The sequence below is a fragment of the Polaribacter sp. IC066 genome, from assembly GCF_007997085.1.
Taxonomy (GTDB): domain Bacteria; phylum Bacteroidota; class Bacteroidia; order Flavobacteriales; family Flavobacteriaceae; genus Polaribacter.
In genome coordinates, this window is the sequence record NZ_VORR01000030.1 from 16,991 (window position 1) to 35,596 (window position 18,606).

Genomic DNA, 18,606 nt, shown 5'->3' on the forward strand with positions numbered 1-18,606 from the left:
ATAATTCTTTTAAGTTTTATCGTGATTCATCTTTAAAAAGTAGCTGACTACTAATTTGTATTAATCTACTTTTACAATGCTGCTAGTTTTTTTATCCGCAGTAATCATTACAATATATAAACTGGCATTGTCATTATCATCCATGTCTTTATACTTTTTTTCGGCCAAAATATTATTTGTAAAAAAAGGCGTGGTATTGCTATGACCCACTATTAAAACTGTTTTTCCTTTGGTTTCTTTTTGAAATATAGAATCGTACATTTTACTTGTATGATACGTTTTAATTTCTAATTTTTTACTTTCGGATGTTGGTTTTGCAGTCTGCATAGTTCTGTTGTATTTTGTAGCATACACCGCATCTAAATTAATATCAGCAAAATAGGTTGCCCATCTTTGTGCTCTTTTTAATCCTTTTTCGCTTAAATTCGGATTTTTATTTGCTTTATCTGTTCTGTCTTTTTCTGCATGACGAATTAAATAATACGTAGTTGTTTCATCCGAAGAGCAAGCGCTTATTAGGCTAACGGTAAAAACAAGAAGAAAAAAATATTTTTTCATAATAATTGATTTGAAAGCCAAATGTACTTAAAAAAGAAAAAGCGATGTTTTTTAAACACCACTTTTTCTCAACGAACTAATCAACTAACCAAACTATATGAAAGTGTCATTTCAAGGAACGAAGCAATCTGTTAATTTTTACATACAGATTGCTTCGTTGTTCCTTCTCACAAAAACAGCTTTTTAACTATTTTCTGTTAAATCTGACTGATTTCTAAAAACTAGTCTGTCATCAAAAGCATCTAAAAGAATAATGCTATCGGTTGTTACTTTTCCTGATAAAATTTCTTTAGAAAGTTGATTTAACACTTCTTTCTGAATGACTCTTTTTACAGGTCTTGCTCCAAATTCTGGTTGATACCCTTTTGTAGCTAAATAAGTAATTGCTTCGTCAGTTGCATCTAAAGTAATTTCTTGCTTGCCAATCATTTTCTTTAAATGGTCTATTTGTAACTTTACGATCTTAAAAATATCTTTCTTTTTTAAAGGTGTAAACATAATGATATCATCAATTCGGTTTAAAAACTCTGGTCTTACAGATTTTTTTAATAGGCCCATCACTTCAATTTTTGCCAATTCTGTTGCGGCATCTATATCTGATTTTAAATCTGCAAATTTTTCTTGTATAATATGACTACCCATATTAGAGGTCATAATAATGATGGTGTTTTTAAAATCTGCAACACGTCCTTTATTATCGGTTAATCTACCTTCATCTAAAACTTGTAATAAAACATTAAAAGTATCTGGATGTGCTTTTTCAATTTCATCTAATAAAACCACAGAATACGGCCTTCTTCTTACTGCCTCTGTCAGCTGTCCGCCTTCATCATAACCAACATATCCCGGAGGCGCACCTAATAAACGGCTTACAGAATGGCGTTCTTGATATTCGCTCATATCAATACGCGTCATGGCATTTTCATCATCAAATAAATACTCTGCTAATGCTTTTGCTAATTCTGTTTTTCCAACTCCTGTAGTTCCTAAAAACAAGAAACTACCAATGGGTTTGTTGGGGTTTTGCAAACCAGCTCTAGATCTTCTTACTGCATCTGAAACAGCTACAATAGCTTCTTCTTGTCCAACAACTCTTTTATGCAACTGATCTTCGAGTTTTAGTAATTTTTCGCGTTCAGACTGAATCATTTTAGTTACCGGAACGCCCGTCCATTTTGCAACTACTTCTGCAATATCATCATAGGTTACTTCTTCTTTGATTAAAGATTTCTCTGATTGATTTTCTGCTAACACTTTTTGAAACTTCTCTAATTCTCCTTGCGCTTCTTTAATTTTTCCGTAACGTATTTCAGCAACCTTACCATAATCTCCTTCACGCTCTGCTTTTTCAGCTTCCACTTTAAAATCTTCAATTGCTGCTTTTGCATTCTGAATGTTATCGACAACCTCTTTTTCAGATTTCCACTTGGCATTCATTTCATTGCGTTCTTCTTTTAGATTTGCCAAATCAGAACGTAAAGATTTTAATTTGGTTTCGTCTTTTTCGCGTTTAATAGCTTCAATTTCAATTTCTAATTGCATTACTTTTCTGTCTAAAACATCCAATTCTTCTGGTTTAGAATTGATTTCCATACGCAGTTTTGCCATTGCTTCATCCATTAAATCAATTGCTTTATCAGGTAAAAAACGATTGGTAATATAACGTTGAGACAATTCTACAGCACCAATAATTGCCTCGTCTTTAATACGAACTTTGTGGTGTGTTTCATATTTATCTTTAATTCCTCTTAAAATAGAGATGGCACTTTCCGTATCAGGCTCATTGACTAAAACCTTTTGAAAACGACGTTCTAACGCTTTGTCTTTTTCAAAATATTTCTGATATTCATCTAGAGTTGTTGCGCCGATAGCACGCAATTCGCCACGAGCTAAAGCAGGTTTTAATATATTTGCAGCATCCATAGCGCCACTTCCGCCGCCAGCCCCCACAAGTGTATGAATTTCATCAATAAATAAAACAATATCTCCTTCAGACGATGTTACCTCTTTAATGACTGCTTTTAAACGCTCTTCAAACTCACCTTTATATTTTGCACCAGCAATTAAGGCGCCCATATCTAAAGAAAAAATTAATTTATCTTTTAAATTTTCTGGCACATCGCCATCTACAATTCTGTGGGCCAAACCTTCTGCAATGGCAGTTTTTCCTGTTCCGGGTTCACCAACTAAAATTGGATTATTTTTTGTTCTTCTCGATAAAATTTGAAGCAAGCGTCTAATTTCTTCATCTCTACCAATTACGGGATCTAGTTTGCCGTTTTTAGCCAATTCATTTAAATTTTTAGCAAATTTATTTAAAGAATTATACGTTTCTTCTTGACTTTGAGAAGTTACTCTTTCTCCTTTTCTTAATTCTTCAATTGCCGCCGTTAAATGTTTTTCGGTAACGCCTTGGTCTTTTAAAACTTGGGCAATATTACTTTTAGATTTAAAAATGGCTAAAATTAAATGTTCAATAGAAACATAGTCATCCTTCATGTTTTTGGCGATGATGGCTGCTTCATTTAGAGATTTATTGGCTTCTCTAGAGATCATTAAATCGGCTCCAGAAACTTTTGGTAAACTCTCTAATTGTTTCTCTACAATTTGATTTACAGTATCAATATTGATGTTTAATTTTTTTAACAAAAAAGGCAATACATTTTCATCTACTTGAGATAAAGCCTTAAAAATATGTTCGTTTTCTATTTGATTGTGTCCATAGCCTTGCGCCAATTGTTGCGCCAATTGTATGGTTTCTTGAGACTTTGTTGTATAATTATTCAAGTTCATTTTCTTTTATTTTTTTTTGCAAGAGAGCAAGCGTTCTTGCGTTATTTGTTACTTTTTTACATTTCACTAGAATCAATTATAATACCAATTTCATATTTTTCTACAATCAGCCAAATTGTCGTTAAAAACCTTATTAACACTGACTTTTTGACTGAATAAAGTTCCGTATATTTGCACTTTTAAAATCATAAAACAAGAAATGGGTATATTAAATAACATATTTGGAAGTAAAGACGGAGAGAAGTCAAAAGAAGAAAAAAAGTCATATTTAAATTGGATTCCTTTAACATCTTTAGATCAGTTAAACGAGATTAAAGAACAATCTAAAATAGAAGCTGTTTTAATTTTTAAAGATTCTACGCGTTGCGGAATTAGTAAAGTGGTTATTAAGCAGTTTCAGAGCTTATTTTTAGAAGAACATCAAAATTTAAAAGTCTATTATTTAGATTTATTAAATCACAGAGATATTTCTGCAGAGATTGGAGTTTTGTTTGATGTTACGCATCAATCACCACAATTAATTGTTGTTAAAAATGAAGTTTCTGTGCACCATGCGTCTCATTCTGAAATCACAGAAGTAAATTTATCAAGATTTATATAGGATAAACTTGCATTAAACCTTATTTAAGTCTTATTTTTGTATTTTAAATTTTTATAAATTTTGGCAGAAACTAAGACTACAGAAACTAGTATTGGAAAAGAATTATACGGATATCAAAAAGATGCTCTTACAGAGATTTTTGAAAGGTTTGATACCGCACCACAAGATTATCATCTGTTGTACCAGTTACCAACGGGGGGTGGTAAAACCGTTATTTTCTCTGAAATTGTCAGGCGATATATAGAAAAATTTAAAAAGAAAGTTTTAGTGCTTACGCACAGAATTGAATTGAGTAAGCAGACTTCTAAAATGTTAGTAGAGTTTGGTGTCAATAATAAAATAATCAATTCTACTGCAAATTTAGAAGATCAGGAAGATTTTCATTGTTTTGTGGCCATGGTAGAAACCTTAAAAAATAGGTTGAATGATGACAAACTAGATATTTCTGATATCGGATTGGTTATTGTAGATGAAGCACATTATAATTCTTTCACAAAAATATTTAAATTCTTTCACGATTCTTTTATTTTAGGAGTTACTGCAACCCCTTTGAGTTCTAACATTAAATTACCAATGTATGAGAATTATCAAGAATTATTTGTGGGAGAATCAATTCAAGATTTAATTGATAGTGAATACCTGGCAAAGGGTAATATGTACTCTTATAACGTAGGTTTAACGTCTTTAGAAGTTGGTGCAAACGGAGATTATACGGTGAAATCTTCTGAAGATTTGTATACCAATACCGACATGCTTTCTAAACTTATTGCAGCCTATGAAGAAACCGCAAAAGGGAAGAAAACATTAATCTTTAATAACGGAATTAACACATCGATTCAGGTATACCACGCTTTTAAAAAAGCAGGATATCCTATTGCGCATCTAGATAATACGAATACAAGAAAAGAAAGAGAGTTTATTTTAAAGTGGTTTCATAAAACACCAAATGCCATTATTACTTCTGTGAGTATTTTAACCACTGGTTTTGATGAACCAAGTATTGAGGCGATTATTCTAAATAGAGCAACGAAATCTTTGACCTTATATTATCAGATGATTGGTCGTGGTTCTCGTATTTTTGGAAGTAACAGTACCTTTGATGTGATTGATTTGGGAAACAACTTTCATAGATTTGGGCCTTGGGGCGCAGATTTAGATTGGCAAAAAATGTTTAGAGCACCAGATTATTATCTAAATGCAATTTTATCTGATGAAGAAATAGAAAGTACGTTTAGATATGAATTGCCTGCGGATGTAAAAAAAGAGTTTGAAAAATCAAAGGATACTTATTTCGATATGAAATTCATTTATATTGATACAATTAGATCTGGAGAATCTTCTAAACGAGTTTTAGAAAAGTCGATAGAACATCATGCAAAAATGTGCATAGAAAATAGTGAAGATGTATTTGATGCCTTAATTCTGGCCAGAATGCTAGGAGAGGAAATCGATGATCGAATTAACAGATACGCAAAATGTATTTCTAAAAGCACTCATAATTTTGTTACGTGGTTAAAAGATGATTACAGGAAGAAATTAAATGCCTATTTACGTGCTAATTTTGACGAAGACTTTGAAGAAATTCATGGTTACCCGCCGGAAGAGTAATCTTTACAAGAAAAATTAAAAGTGAAATTTATTTTCACTTTTTTTTGTTTTTATATTTTTGTATTTAAATATTATTTATATTTACATACTTGTTTAAGTAAAAATGTTTAGTTTTTCTTATTTCGTGCGTAATCATTTTATGGAGAATAATGGTTACCAAGCATTTTGGAAATGTACCGAAAAAATTAAGATATCTCCATCTTCTTTACCCCACGAACTACATCTTTTTTCAAAGTTGCATGTTGTTTATTTAAAAATATTACAGTGATAAACCCTTTCTTTTAAGGCTTATTTTCATAGTCTAAAAAACACTTTTTTAGCTAAGACACATTTATCATTTAATAAATTTAAAAACAAAAGTGAATACAAAATACATAGATTTAGTAGAGCAAACCTTCGATTTTCCTCAGGAGGAGTTTAAAACAGAAAACAATAAATTGTTTTGGCATGGTATTAATTTAATGGAATTAACAGCAAATTATGGCGCTCCATTAAAATTCACCTACCTTCCAAAAATAACAGAAAACATCAACAAAGCAAAAGGATGGTTTAAAAATAGTATTGAAAAGCATGACTATAAAGGCAAATATTTTTATAGTTATTGTACTAAAAGCTCTCATTTTAAACACATTTTACATGAAGCTTTAAAAAATGACATCCACATCGAAACATCTTCTGCTTTCGATATTGATATTGTAAAAAGTTTAAAGCAAGAGGGAAAAATAAAAGATGATACTTTTATTATTTGTAACGGTTTTAAGCGCGATCAATACATTAAAAATATTGGAGAGTTGATCAATTCGGGTCATAAAAATTGCGTTCCTATTATCGATAACTACGAAGAATTATCGCTTTTGCGAAAAGAAACAAAGAAAAAATTTAAAGTAGGGATTAGAATTGCTTCTGAAGAAGAACCAAAATTTGAATTTTATACTTCTAGATTAGGGATTGGCTATAAAAATATCGTTTCATTTTACGAACGAGAAATTTCTAATAGCAAGCAAGTAGATTTAAAAATGCTGCACTTTTTTATCAATACTGGTATTAAAGACAATGCGTATTATTGGAACGAATTAATGAAGTGTTTAAATGTATACATCAACTTAAAAAAAGTGTGTACTTCTTTAGACAGTTTAAATATTGGAGGTGGTTTTCCTATAAAAAACTCATTAGCTTTTGATTTTGATTATGCCTATATGATCGATGAGATTGTACATCAAATACAGCAAGCTTGTGACGAAGCAGAAGTAGATGTACCTAATATTTATACTGAATTTGGTAGTTTTACCGTAGGAGAATCTGGTGCTGCTATTTACGAAGTTTTATATCAGAAAAAACAAAACGACAGAGAGTTGTGGAACATGATTAATTCCTCTTTTATCACAACATTGCCAGATACTTGGGCAATTAATAAGCGTTTTATTATGTTGCCATTAAATAAATGGAACAGACAATATGAGCGTGTTTTATTAGGTGGTTTAACCTGTGATAGTGATGATTATTACAATTCAGAGCAACATGTTAACGGAATTTATTTGCCCGTGTATGAAAAAGACAAACCCTTGTATATAGGCTTTTTTAATACAGGTGCTTACCAAGAAACTATTGGTGGTTTTGGTGGCTTACAACATTGCTTGGTTCCGCATCCTAAACATTTAATTATAGATCGAGATGAAAATGGAGAACTACAGATTAAACTGTTTAAGGAACAACAAAAAAGTAGCGAATTACTTTCAATTTTAGGATATTAAAACAAATTACAAGAAGAAAATTTCTTGATCAAAAAAAACAACATGAATAACAATAAAACATACGCAGGCATTCCACAAGAGTTTGGAAACCTATCCACATCAAAAATAGTAATTATTCCTGTTCCTTATGACGGTACAAGTACATGGCAAAAAGGAGCTGATAAAGGGCCGCAAGCATTTTTAGAGGCATCAGAAAACATGGAGTTGTACGATATAGAAACAGATTCTGAAGTGTACAAAAAAGGGGTGTTTTTAGCAGATGCAATTACAGAAAAATCGTCTCCAGAAGCGGTTGTAGAAGAAGTGCATCAAACAACTAAAAAATACCTTAACAGAAATAAATTTGTAACTGTTTTTGGTGGTGAGCATTCAATTTCTATAGGAACTATTAGAGCATTTAACGAATGTTTCGATAATTTAACAGTTCTTCATATTGATGCGCACGCAGATTTACGCAAAGAATATGATGGTTCTAAATGCAACCATGCGTGTGCAGTGTACGAAGCAAATAAAAACACCAACTTGGTTCAGGTAGGAATTAGAAGTATGGATATTTCAGAAAAGAGAGAAATGAATCTTGATAAGGTGTTTTTTGCGCATGAAATGGCTGCAAATGAAGACTGGATAGATGATGTTTTAGATCAATTAACAAATAATATTTTTATTACGTTTGATTTAGATGTACTAGATCCTTCTATAATGCCCTCTACAGGAACTCCAGAACCGGGAGGTTTATTTTATTATGAAACATTAGAATTTCTTAAACGTGTTTTTGAAGAGAAAAATGTGGTAGGATTTGATATGGTAGAGTTATGCCCAAATAAGGATGAAAAATCATCTGATTTTTTAGCAGCTAAACTTTTTTATAAAATGTTAAGCTACAAGTTTGCAGAAAACCAAGACTCTTACGACAGTCGAGATGAAAAAGACGACTCAAACCCATTTAGCAAGTTATCAAAATTTAAAAATGAAGAAGATGAATACTAATAAAAAACCAATTTCAGAATTTATAGAAAAATATTTTCTGCATTTTAACGCGGCTGCATTAGTAGATGCTGCAAAAGGATATGAAGTGCAATTAGAAAAGGGCTCTAAAATGCTAGTTTCTTTAGCAGGGGCTATGAGTACCGCAGAAATAGGAAAGATTTTTGCAGAAATGATTCGCCAAGATAAAGTACATATTATTTCTTGTACCGGTGCCAATTTAGAGGAAGATGTAATGAATTTAGTTGCGCATTCTCATTATAAGAGAGTACCTAACTATAGAGATTTAACGCCACAAGACGAATGGGATTTATTAGAAAAGGGATTAAATAGGGTTACAGATACTTGTATTCCAGAAGAAGAAGCTTTTAGAAGAATTCAAAAACATATTGTAAAAATATGGAAAGATGCTGAAGCAAATAATGAGCGTTTTTTACCACATGAATATATGTACAAATTATTGCTTTCTGGAGTTTTGGAAGAGCATTATGAAATAGATATTAAAGATTCTTGGATGTATGCTGCTGCAGAAAAAAACTTACCAATTATTTGTCCTGGCTGGGAAGATTCAACCATGGGTAATATTTTTGCATCGTATGTAATGAAAGGAGAGTTAAAAGCAACTACCATGAAATCTGGTATTGAGTATATGACTTTTTTAGCAGATTGGTATACAGAAAATTCAGCTAACGGAATTGGTTTCTTTCAAATAGGAGGAGGAATCGCTGGTGATTTTCCTATTTGTGTAGTACCAATGTTGTATCAAGATATGGAAAGAACTGATACACCTTTTTGGAGTTATTTTTGTCAGATTTCTGATTCTACAACAAGCTATGGTTCGTATTCTGGTGCTGTACCAAACGAAAAAATTACTTGGGGTAAGTTAGATATTAATACGCCTAAATTTATAATCGAAAGTGATGCAACGATTGTTGCACCCTTAATTTTTGCTTATTTATTAGAAATGTAACTGTTATGAAAAGAGTCATTGTAGAATATGCAAAATTGACAACTGATATTTTAGATATGTTAGTTGAAAAGTACCCTGACGGATATGAGTATTCAGATGTAATTTCCTTTAAAAATGCAAAAGGGGAAACCATAAAAGCCGTAGAAGTAAAGACAGAAGACACTATTTATTTAGTTAAAATTAGTTCTAAACTTGAGCAAACTATGGAAGATTATGCAGAAGATGAAGATTCATTTGAAGATGAAAGCGATTTAGATTTAGATGATTTAGAAGAGGATGAAGATTAAATAAAAAATAGCATAAAGAAAAATAGCTCCGAAATATCGGAGCTTTTTTTTTATGATTAAAAATCAACTTTTAGAGATTTTTTTTAATGAAAATGCTTGTGAATTCTTCTACTAAAACTACTTTTTACGCAACTCAAAAATATCTTTTCTTCTATCTTTTAAGTTTCGAACACTACCAAATTGATTTAAGTCTTTTAATAAATCTAAATCTACATCCGCAATTAAAATCATTTCTGTGTTTGTAGTTGCTTCTGCTTTAATTCCGTTTGCCGGAAAAGAAAAATCACAAGGTGTAAAAACCATCGATTGTGCATACTGAATATCCATGTTATTCACTTTTGGTAAATTACCTACACTCCCAGCAATAGCCACATAGCACTCGTTTTCGATGGCTCTTGCTTGCGCACAATGGCGCACTCTAGAATAGCCGTTTTGTGTGTCTGTTAAAAACGGAATAAACAAAATATCCATGCCTTCATCTGCTAATAATCTACTTAATTCAGGAAACTCTGAATCATAACAAATTAAAACACCAATTTTACCACAATCCGTATCAAAAGTTCTTAATTCATTTCCGCCTTGCATTCCCCATACCTTCGCTTCATCGGGTGTTACATGTAATTTTTCATAACGCTCTGTAGACCCGTCTCTTTTGCAGATATAACCTACATTGTACAACAACTCGTCTCTAATTTCTGGCATACTACCAGTAATAATATTGATGTTGTAACTGATGGCTAATTCCGAAAATTTTTGAACAATTTTTGGGGTATGTTTTGCCAACTCTCTAATGGCTTCACTTTCTGGTAAATGATTATTATCTGCCATTAATGGCGCGTTAAAAAACTCTGGAAATAGCGCAAAATCAGAACGATATGCAGAAACAGCATCTACAAAATATTCTGCTTGTTGCATTAATTCTTCTAAATCTTTGTACAAACGCATTTGCCATTGAATCAATCCTAAACGAACAACCGTTTTCTTTTTAGATGCTTTTTTTGATTTTTTAGCATAATAAATATTATCCCATTCTAATAATACGGCAAACTCTCCAGAATTTTCATCACCCTCTAAATATCCTTTTAATATTTTTGATGGATGAAAATCATTCGAAATCTGAAAATTTAAAACAGGATCATGAATTTCTTTACGTTTTACCTTTTCTATATATTCTTTTGGTGTAAGTGTAGTTGCGTATTTATGATAATTCGGAATTCTACCACCAAAAGCAATTCCTCTTAAGTTTAGCTTTTCTGTTAACTCTTTTCTGTAATCGTATAATCTTCTGCCTAAGCGTAAACCTCTGTATTCACTCTTTATAAAAACATCAATGCCATATAAAACATCACCATCTTCTGTATGCGTGTTAAAGGTATAATTGCCCGTTATATCTTCATACGTATGTTTCTCATCAAAGCTGTCGTAATCTAAAATTATAGAAAGTGCACATCCTGCCAACTCTCCGTTAATTTTAATTACAACTTGTCCTTCAGGAAATTTATCAATTAAAGATTTTATTTGATTTTCTCTCCAATAAGAATTTGGCATGCTTGCATATGCCTCAATCATAGCTTCTTTTAACTGTTTGTAATCATTTAAAGTTAAATAATGAAGCTCAATGTTTTCTATATTTTGTATCATTTTTAATGGTTATGGTTTTTTAAAATAGACCATTTTATGACTGCAAAATTAGATAAAAAAAGGATTGGTTTTTAAAAATAAAAAAATATTTTAAACTCGACTAATAGTCTGAATTATAGTGGGTAAGAAGTGTGATTCTGGAGTTAAAATTATTTACAATTTCACGTATTTTTTATTTTTAACCTTATGAAATACAAAAGATATTTAGAAACACAGAACCATTTTTAAAATTATAAGTATGTTTTAAAGTCTAAAAAGATATTTTACGATTCATGTTCGTTTTCTTTTTATTAATTATGGGTTGCAATAGTCGCAATACATTGGGTCTTCTGTTGTTTTTTGATGTGGATACATTTCTTCTTTTTTGAAATTACATTTTTTGCAGCTATGTATAAAACTTAACGTGGAGTTGGTCGGTGATCCGCACAAATCACATTCTAATCCTTTTTGAACATCTGTAATACTAAAACCAGGAGTAGTACATTGAGGGCAACAGGAGTTTATTTTGTCTACTAATTTTTTAGTAGCAGTCTCAATTACGACCATTCTACTTGGGTTGTGCATGGCTCTCATATCAGTTTCTGCATACACACTTTTAAAGGTATCAAACATGAAATGAAAGGACTTTTTTAAATCTTCTAAATTTTTAATGTCTTTTATGATGTCTTTATTACTCGTTTTTGATGTACGAAGGATCAATCCGTGTGAAGGGAACAGCACCAAATCAGCAAACTCTAAAAGTTCTTGCTCATTTTTAATTTCACTCCCGTTAAAATTAGTTGCGGTACTTAATTCTCTAGCAACAATTTCTAAATCGTTTTTTTTATCAATAAATATCAAAAATTCATCATCTGCGCTTGCAAAAAATAGAGAAGGATGTGCACCAAAAGAACCTTCACTTGCTATTCCTAAATCGCAATTGCTTAACTCCATTGCTAACAAACATTTTTTTCTTGCTGTTGCTATAGGATCGAGTTTTCTTTTAACTTCCCCAGAAAAAGTTCCTAAAGTATCCGTATCAAAATTTGCATTTACAAAACTAATTACACCTAAACTACCCGCTATTAACGGTGCAATCACCTTTTCTTTTTCGTGCTTTGTTGCTATAATTATGCTCCTGCCTTTAAACATGATAGATGTCTGTTTTTAATTTTCATTTGTATTCGTGAAATTGATAGACATACCTTTAACTTCCTCATGCCAAATACCATCATCAAACACTAAATTTCCATTAACGAAGGTTTGTTTAATTTTAGTTTGAAATGTAGTTCCTTCTAGTGGCGACCAACCACATTTATAAAGCAAATTGTCTTTAGCAACGGTCCAAGGGCTATTTAAATCGACTAGGGTTAAGTCTGCGTGATATCCCTCTCGAATAAATCCTCTGTTTGTCATATTATAGAGAATTGCAGGATTGTGGCACATTTTCTCAACTATCTTTTCTAAAGAAATTTTGTTTTGTTTGTAAAACTCTAACATACAATTTAGTGTGTGTTGCACCATTGGAGCGCCTGACATCGATTTAAAATAGGTTTGTTGTTTTTCTTCTAAAGTATGCGGTGCGTGGTCGGTGGTTATAATATCGATGCGATCATCAAGCACTGCCTTTAACAAACCTGCTTTGTCCTGTTCGGTTTTAATCGCAGGGTTCCATTTAATCAGCATCCCTAATTCGTCATAGTCTTTGTCTGAAAACCAAAGGTGATGCACAGAAACCTCTGTTGTTATTTTTTTATCTTGTAACGGAATGTCGTTTCGGAATAAGTGGGTTTCTGCCTCCGTCGTTAAATGTAAAATGTGCAACCGAACATTGTGTTTTTTAGCCAATTCAATTGCCCGTTTTGTTGCTTCATAACAACCTTCAGTACTTCTTATAATGGGATGAAATTTTGCTGGAATTTCCTCACCATATTTTTCTCTAAATGCCTGTTCATTTCTTTCTACAATCTCTTCTTTTTCTGAATGAATGGCGATAATAGATTTGCAGTTTGCAAATAGTTTTTCCATGGTTTCTGGATTGTCTGCAAGTAAATTTCCTTTTTTAGTAAAATACAAGCCGTCATCAGAAACACCAATAAATTTACTCGTATCCATTTTTATGACTTCATCAATATTATCGCCATTAACACCTAAAAAAAACGAATAATTGGCTAAAGATTTTTTTGAAGCAATTTCATACTTTTCTTCTAGACTTTTAACCGTTAGTATATTCGGAACTGTATTTGGCATATCAATAAAGGAAGTAACACCACCCGCAATAGCCGCTTTGCTTTCGGTATATAAATCTCCTTTATGTGTGAGTCCGGGATCTCTAAAATGAACTTGTCCGTCAATAATTCCTGGAAATAGGTGTTTGCTTGTTCCGTCGATTACTTTGTATTCTGGTTCAATAGCAATATTTCCAATCTGTTGAATTCGTCCGTCTCCCAAAAGTACATCTGCAATAAATGATTTTCCTTCATTTACAATTGTTGTATTCCTAATTAATATATTCTTTTTCATTTTGTTTTTTTTCTTTGTTTTGAACTTTTAAACTCTCCCAACTTTGAGGGGTCAAATCATTTTTAATCATGATGTTAAACTTAAATACATATAAACGAATAGATTTCAAATTAACATTTGAAATGATACTCTTATAATACAAATAGCCAAAATTGTTTTGGTTCTGCGTTACTTTTTAAAAGTTTTATGATGACAAATGACATATAATTTAAGTGTTTCTTAACTTACGTTCAAATATAATAGTATTGCTACTGCTATTGTAAACTTATCTGCTTTTTTAACATCTGTTTAACGGATTTAGGTATTCATTAAGATGTAAAATTATTCTTATTTTTTGTGAGGTTAAAACTAATTCGTTTTTTGACTTAAAAACAAAAAAAAACCTCAAATTTTGTGAGGTTTAATCTTAAAAGCTGCCTTAAGTTTTAATGACGATCTGTAAAACGATACAGCTGCGAAAAAATTACGAACGCATTTGTTACAACTAAAGCGAACTTTATCATTTTACAGTTTGCAGTCATAATTATATTTTTCCTAACATTTATAAATTTACAAATGATTTATTCTTTTAATTTCATCTGCAAGAATTCAACTTTAAAAAGAATCAAGAAATTTAAAGCAACTCTAAAAAAGTTTTAATTTCTTCTTTTGTGTTAAAAAAATTAGGACTCACTCTAATGTTTTCAACTTGTAATGTTAAAATAACTTTATGCGCTCTCAATTTTTTATAAAGGGCCTCTGTAGTTTCTAAAGAACCCGTGTTAAAATGAATAATGGCTGTTCTTTCCTCTTTTTTTCTAATTGGTGTTATGATTTTGTATTCTTTTTTTTGAAGTCCTTCAATAATAAGATCGGTGTTTTCTATAGCCTTTTTGTAAATATTATCGACACCAATATCCAGCACTAATTGAAGACCTGCAGACCAAGCATCAAATAACGAATAGGGCAGCGTTCCTGTTTCAAACTTTCTAGCATCATCAAATAAAGAAAGTTTATCATGAATTCTCTCTGCCGCATACATGCCTGGTAACACTGGCGTAATTCTTTTTATAACCCTTTTACTTACGTATAAAAAACCTGTGCCGTGCAATCCTAGTAACCATTTAAATCCGCAACCTGCCATAATATCAATTTGATACTTTTCTACATCGATAGGAATCATCCCAGCAGCTTGCGCGGCATCTACCACAAATAAAGCGCCTTTTTGATGTGCAATTTTCCCTATGGCAGAAAGGTTAGGTCTAAATCCACTGTTATATCGAACAGCTGCAATGGCCACAACTTTTGTATTGTGATCGATCAATTTTTCAATAGCTTGCGGATCGATACTGTGGTCCTCATTTAATTTTGCGAATCTAATTTCAACACCTTTTTGTTCTAATTGTAACCAAGGAAAAGCATTGTTCCAATGTTCGCGTTCAGGAATAATAATATTATCTCCTTTTTTAAATTCTAAACCTTGTGCTATAATTCCTAAACCAACACCGGTACTCGTTGTTAAAGCATATTCTTCGGGTAAGCCCCCTAATATTTTGGAAAGTAAAATTCGTATTACATCCCGATTAAAACCTTTTTTTTCTAAAGGATTTATTTCTGTTTCTAAATGCGTTTGAAGCGCATTGTATACCAATGAATTTAGAGGCCCTTGTGATGCATTATTAAAATAAATAGCTTCTTTTGTTACAGGAAATAAATCTCTAATTTGTTCTACATTCATTTTTTTTTGCTTTAAATATTTTAAAGTACCATTATAGTTTTAGCGGTGTATTTTTAAATCAAAATTCAATTAAAAAATCATTCTTTTCCGATAAAAGAAGTAAGATTGTTGCGCTTTTAAAACCAACCTGAATGCCGGCAGGCAGGGAACCAAGACTTGATTCTAACTAGCTGACAAACAAACAAACAAACAAACAAACATAACTTAAATTTGTTTACTTTATCTCCATGAAATTATTTTCAAAAAGCAAGGTTTCATTTAAAAAATTCGCAAAATCCTTTATTTTAGCTGGGTTTGTTAAACTAAAAATATTCTTAATCGGACACTAATGTTAAAAAAGATAGTAAAAGCAAAAATCCGTTTCATATTTGAAACGGATTTTGTTTTGATCACTCTAAAACAACATTTTATTTAGCAGGCAAAACTTTACCAATACACTCACCAAAACCAATACGAACTTTATCATTTTTACAATGAGCACGCATAATTACCGTATCATTATCATTGATAAATTTACGAGTTGTTCCGTCTTTTAGTGTGATTGGGTTTTGACCTTTCCAAGTTAACTCTAACATAGAACCGTAACTATCTTTTGTTGGTCCAGAAATAGTACCAGAACCCATCATATCTCCAGCTTCTACCGGGCAACCATTTACAGTATGATGCGCTAATTGTTGCGCCATCGTCCAATACATGTACTTAAAGTTAGAATTAGCAACTACAGTTTCTTCGCCATTTTCTGGTTTGATTCCTACTTGTAAATGAATATCGTAACTTCCTTTTCCTTCTTGTTTTAAGTAGGGTAGTGGCTCTATAACTTGTTTTGGGTTCTCGGTTCTAAAAGGCTCTAAAGCATCTAAAGTTACAATCCAAGGAGAAATTGTAGAGGCAAAGCTCTTTCCTAAAAAGGGTCCTAAAGGCACATATTCCCAAGCTTGAATATCTCTTGCAGACCAATCGTTAAATTGTACCAATCCAAAAATATATTCTTCTGTTTCTTCAATCGGAATTCTTTCTCCTAAAACATTAGCATCCGTTGTAATAAATGCCATTTCCAATTCAAAATCTAATAATTTAGTTGGGCCGAACCCCGGAGTATTGCTTCCTTCGGCTGGTTTTGTTTGTCCGTAAGGTCTTCTAATAGGAACTCCTGAAGGGATTATAGAAGAACTTCTACCATGATAGCCAACCGGAATGTGCAACCAGTTTGGCAATAATGCATTCTCTGGATCTCTAAATAGAGAACCTACGTTTGTAGCGTGCTCTTTGCTAGAGTAAAAATCTGTATAATCACCAACAGCAACAGGCAATAACATCTCTACTTCATCCATTCTAAAGATAATTTTATCTTTATGATTTGCGTTATCTCTTAAAGTACCATTGGTTACATCAAAAACTTCTGCTATTCTATTTCTTACCAAACGCCAAGTTTTACGACCGTCTGCAATAAAATCATTTAAATTATCTTGTAAAAAAATATCATCTGTAAGCGGTATTCCTTCAAAGTATCCTAATTGATGAAACGCACCTAAATCGATGGCGAAATCACCAATTCTACTTCCTATGGTTATAATATCATCTCTTGTTATAAAAACGCCAAAAGGAATATTTTGAATTGGGAAATCTGAATTCCCCTTAACTTTTAACCAAGATTTTCTTTTTGGATTATTTGCTGTAATGATCATTCTTTTGAATTTGTTTAGTTCCTCAAATCTAATTAATTTTTGTCATTTTAAACTAAAAAACATGTGAAAAATACATTTTTAACATCACTTTACCATCCTTTATATAAAACGCTATAAAAGTTATTAAATATTCTTAAAACTTGTTCTTTAAAACCTCGTTTTTAGTTACTTTTGGTACTTGTTTTAAAACTACAAAAATGCAAATAGACAATCAAATCTTTGACCTTATTCAGGAAGAAAAAGAAAGACAATTAAATGGTTTAGAGTTAATCGCTTCAGAAAACTTTGTAAGTGATCAAGTAATGTTAGCGCAAGGTTCTATTTTAACCAATAAATATGCTGAAGGGTATCCTGGTAAAAGGTATTATGGAGGTTGTGAAATTGTTGATATCGTAGAACAAATTGCTATTGATAGAGCTAAAGAATTATTTGGTGCAGAATATGTAAATGTGCAACCTCACTCTGGTTCTCAAGCAAATACAGCTGTATTTTTTGCATGCTTAAAACCCGGTGATACTATTTTAGGTTTTGATTTATCTCATGGTGGTCATTTAACACATGGTTCTTCTGTAAATTTTTCAGGTACCTTATACAATCCAACTTTTTACGGAGTAGAGAAAGAAACAGGTGTTTTAAATTATGATAAAATTCAAGAAACGGCTACTAAAGAACAGCCAAAATTAATTATTGCAGGTGCCTCTGCCTATTCTAGAGATATTGATTTTAAACGCTTTAGAGAAATTGCAGATTCTGTTGGCGCTATTTTATTAGCAGATATTTCGCATCCGGCAGGTATGATTGCAAAAGGAATTTTAAACGATCCATTACCTCATTGTCATATCGTTACGTCTACAACACATAAAACCTTACGTGGTCCTAGAGGTGGAATTATCATGGTTGGTAAAGATTTTGAAAATCCGTTTGGTCAAAAATTGAAAAACGGAAAATTGAAAATGATGTCTACTTTGTTAAATTCTGCTGTTTTCCCTGGAAACCAAGGAGGTCCTTTAGAACATGTAATTGCTGCGAAGGCAATTGCTTTTGGTGAAGCTTTAACAGATGAGTTTTTGGAATATCAAATTCAAGTAAAAGAAAATGCTGCAGAAATGGCAAAAGAATTTGTTGCCAAAGGGTATAATATAATTTCTGGCGGTACAGACAATCACTGTATGCTCATCGATTTACGTAACAAAAATATTTCTGGAAAAGATGCAGAAATTGCTTTAGGAAAAGCTGAAATTACTGTAAACAAAAATATGGTTCCTTTTGATGATAAATCTCCATTTGTAACTTCAGGAATCCGTGTTGGAACGCCTGCAGTTACAACGAGGGGTTTAAAAACTAAAGATATGAAAGCGGTTGTTGATTTTATTGATGAAGCGATTATAAATGCAAGTAATGATGTAAAATTACATGAAATAAGTGAGAGAGTTGCTGATATGATGGGTTCTCGTAGATTATTTGTAATGTAAAATATAAATTCTAAATTGGTTTTGGTAAAGTTTTGTT

At 31.8% G+C, this 18,606-nt stretch carries 14 protein-coding genes; 7 read left to right on the forward strand and 7 right to left on the reverse strand.

Going from position 1 to position 18,606, the window contains the following annotated elements; all coding sequences use genetic code 11:
• Nucleotides 1-60 precede the first annotated feature (60 nt).
• Nucleotides 61-558 (reverse strand): SixA phosphatase family protein, encoded by a 498-nt coding sequence (locus tag ES044_RS11145; RefSeq protein WP_147119339.1) that lies wholly within the window; start codon nt 556-558, stop codon nt 61-63.
• A gap of 183 nt (nt 559-741) precedes the next feature.
• Nucleotides 742-3,351: an ATP-dependent chaperone ClpB gene (gene clpB, locus ES044_RS11150; RefSeq protein ID WP_147119340.1), complete on the reverse strand. Its 2,610-nt coding sequence runs from the start codon at nt 3,349-3,351 to the stop codon at nt 742-744.
• A 199-nt stretch (nt 3,352-3,550) separates the two neighbouring features.
• On the opposite strand from clpB, the gene ytxJ reads away from it, so the two are divergent.
• The 6 genes from ytxJ (at nt 3,551) to ES044_RS11180 (ending at nt 9,552) form a co-directional block, all read left to right on the forward strand.
• Entirely contained in the window at nt 3,551-3,952 is a 402-nt protein-coding gene (gene ytxJ, locus ES044_RS11155; RefSeq protein WP_147119341.1) for a bacillithiol system redox-active protein YtxJ, read from the forward strand.
• A 60-nt stretch (nt 3,953-4,012) separates the two neighbouring features.
• Nucleotides 4,013-5,560 carry a DEAD/DEAH box helicase gene (locus ES044_RS11160; protein WP_147119342.1) on the forward strand — a complete coding sequence of 516 codons (1,548 nt, stop codon included), beginning with the start codon at nt 4,013-4,015 and terminating at the stop codon, nt 5,558-5,560.
• A 359-nt stretch (nt 5,561-5,919) separates the two neighbouring features.
• Nucleotides 5,920-7,311 (forward strand): arginine decarboxylase, encoded by a 1,392-nt coding sequence (locus tag ES044_RS11165; RefSeq protein ID WP_147119343.1) that lies wholly within the window; start codon nt 5,920-5,922, stop codon nt 7,309-7,311.
• Between the two features lie 42 nt (nt 7,312-7,353).
• Nucleotides 7,354-8,298: an agmatinase gene (gene speB / locus ES044_RS11170; RefSeq protein ID WP_147119344.1), complete on the forward strand. Its 945-nt coding sequence runs from the start codon at nt 7,354-7,356 to the stop codon at nt 8,296-8,298.
• Nucleotides 8,288-9,265 carry a deoxyhypusine synthase family protein gene (locus ES044_RS11175; protein ID WP_147119345.1) on the forward strand — a complete coding sequence of 326 codons (978 nt, stop codon included), beginning with the start codon at nt 8,288-8,290 and terminating at the stop codon, nt 9,263-9,265. Before speB ends, ES044_RS11175 begins: the two co-directional genes overlap by 11 nt.
• A gap of 5 nt (nt 9,266-9,270) precedes the next feature.
• The gene (locus ES044_RS11180; RefSeq protein WP_147119346.1) at nt 9,271-9,552 is read left to right on the forward strand and encodes a hypothetical protein; all 282 of its coding nucleotides are present in this window, start codon (nt 9,271-9,273) and stop codon (nt 9,550-9,552) included.
• 117 nt (nt 9,553-9,669) lie between these two features.
• Here the strand turns inward: ES044_RS11180 and ES044_RS11185 are convergent, their stop codons facing one another.
• The 5 genes from ES044_RS11185 to fahA all read right to left on the reverse strand — a co-directional run bounded on the left by ES044_RS11185 (nt 9,670) and on the right by fahA (nt 17,097).
• Nucleotides 9,670-11,193, reverse strand: coding sequence for a carbon-nitrogen hydrolase family protein (locus ES044_RS11185; RefSeq protein WP_147119347.1), 1,524 nt, complete (start codon nt 11,191-11,193; stop codon nt 9,670-9,672).
• Between the two features lie 294 nt (nt 11,194-11,487).
• Entirely contained in the window at nt 11,488-12,324 is an 837-nt protein-coding gene (locus ES044_RS11190) for a DUF6671 family protein (RefSeq protein WP_147119348.1), read from the reverse strand.
• A gap of 15 nt (nt 12,325-12,339) precedes the next feature.
• Nucleotides 12,340-13,695 (reverse strand): dihydroorotase, encoded by a 1,356-nt coding sequence (locus tag ES044_RS11195; protein WP_147119349.1) that lies wholly within the window; start codon nt 13,693-13,695, stop codon nt 12,340-12,342.
• A gap of 613 nt (nt 13,696-14,308) precedes the next feature.
• Nucleotides 14,309-15,412: an aminotransferase class V-fold PLP-dependent enzyme gene (locus ES044_RS11200; RefSeq protein WP_147119350.1), complete on the reverse strand. Its 1,104-nt coding sequence runs from the start codon at nt 15,410-15,412 to the stop codon at nt 14,309-14,311.
• 407 nt (nt 15,413-15,819) lie between these two features.
• A complete protein-coding gene (gene fahA / locus ES044_RS11205) occupies nt 15,820-17,097 on the reverse strand; it encodes a fumarylacetoacetase (protein ID WP_147119351.1) in 1,278 nt (425 codons plus the stop codon).
• Nucleotides 17,098-17,294: 197 nt separating this feature from the next.
• Between fahA and glyA the strand changes: the two genes are divergently transcribed.
• Nucleotides 17,295-18,569 (forward strand): serine hydroxymethyltransferase, encoded by a 1,275-nt coding sequence (gene glyA, locus ES044_RS11210; RefSeq protein WP_147119352.1) that lies wholly within the window; start codon nt 17,295-17,297, stop codon nt 18,567-18,569.
• Nucleotides 18,570-18,606: the final 37 nt, after the last annotated feature.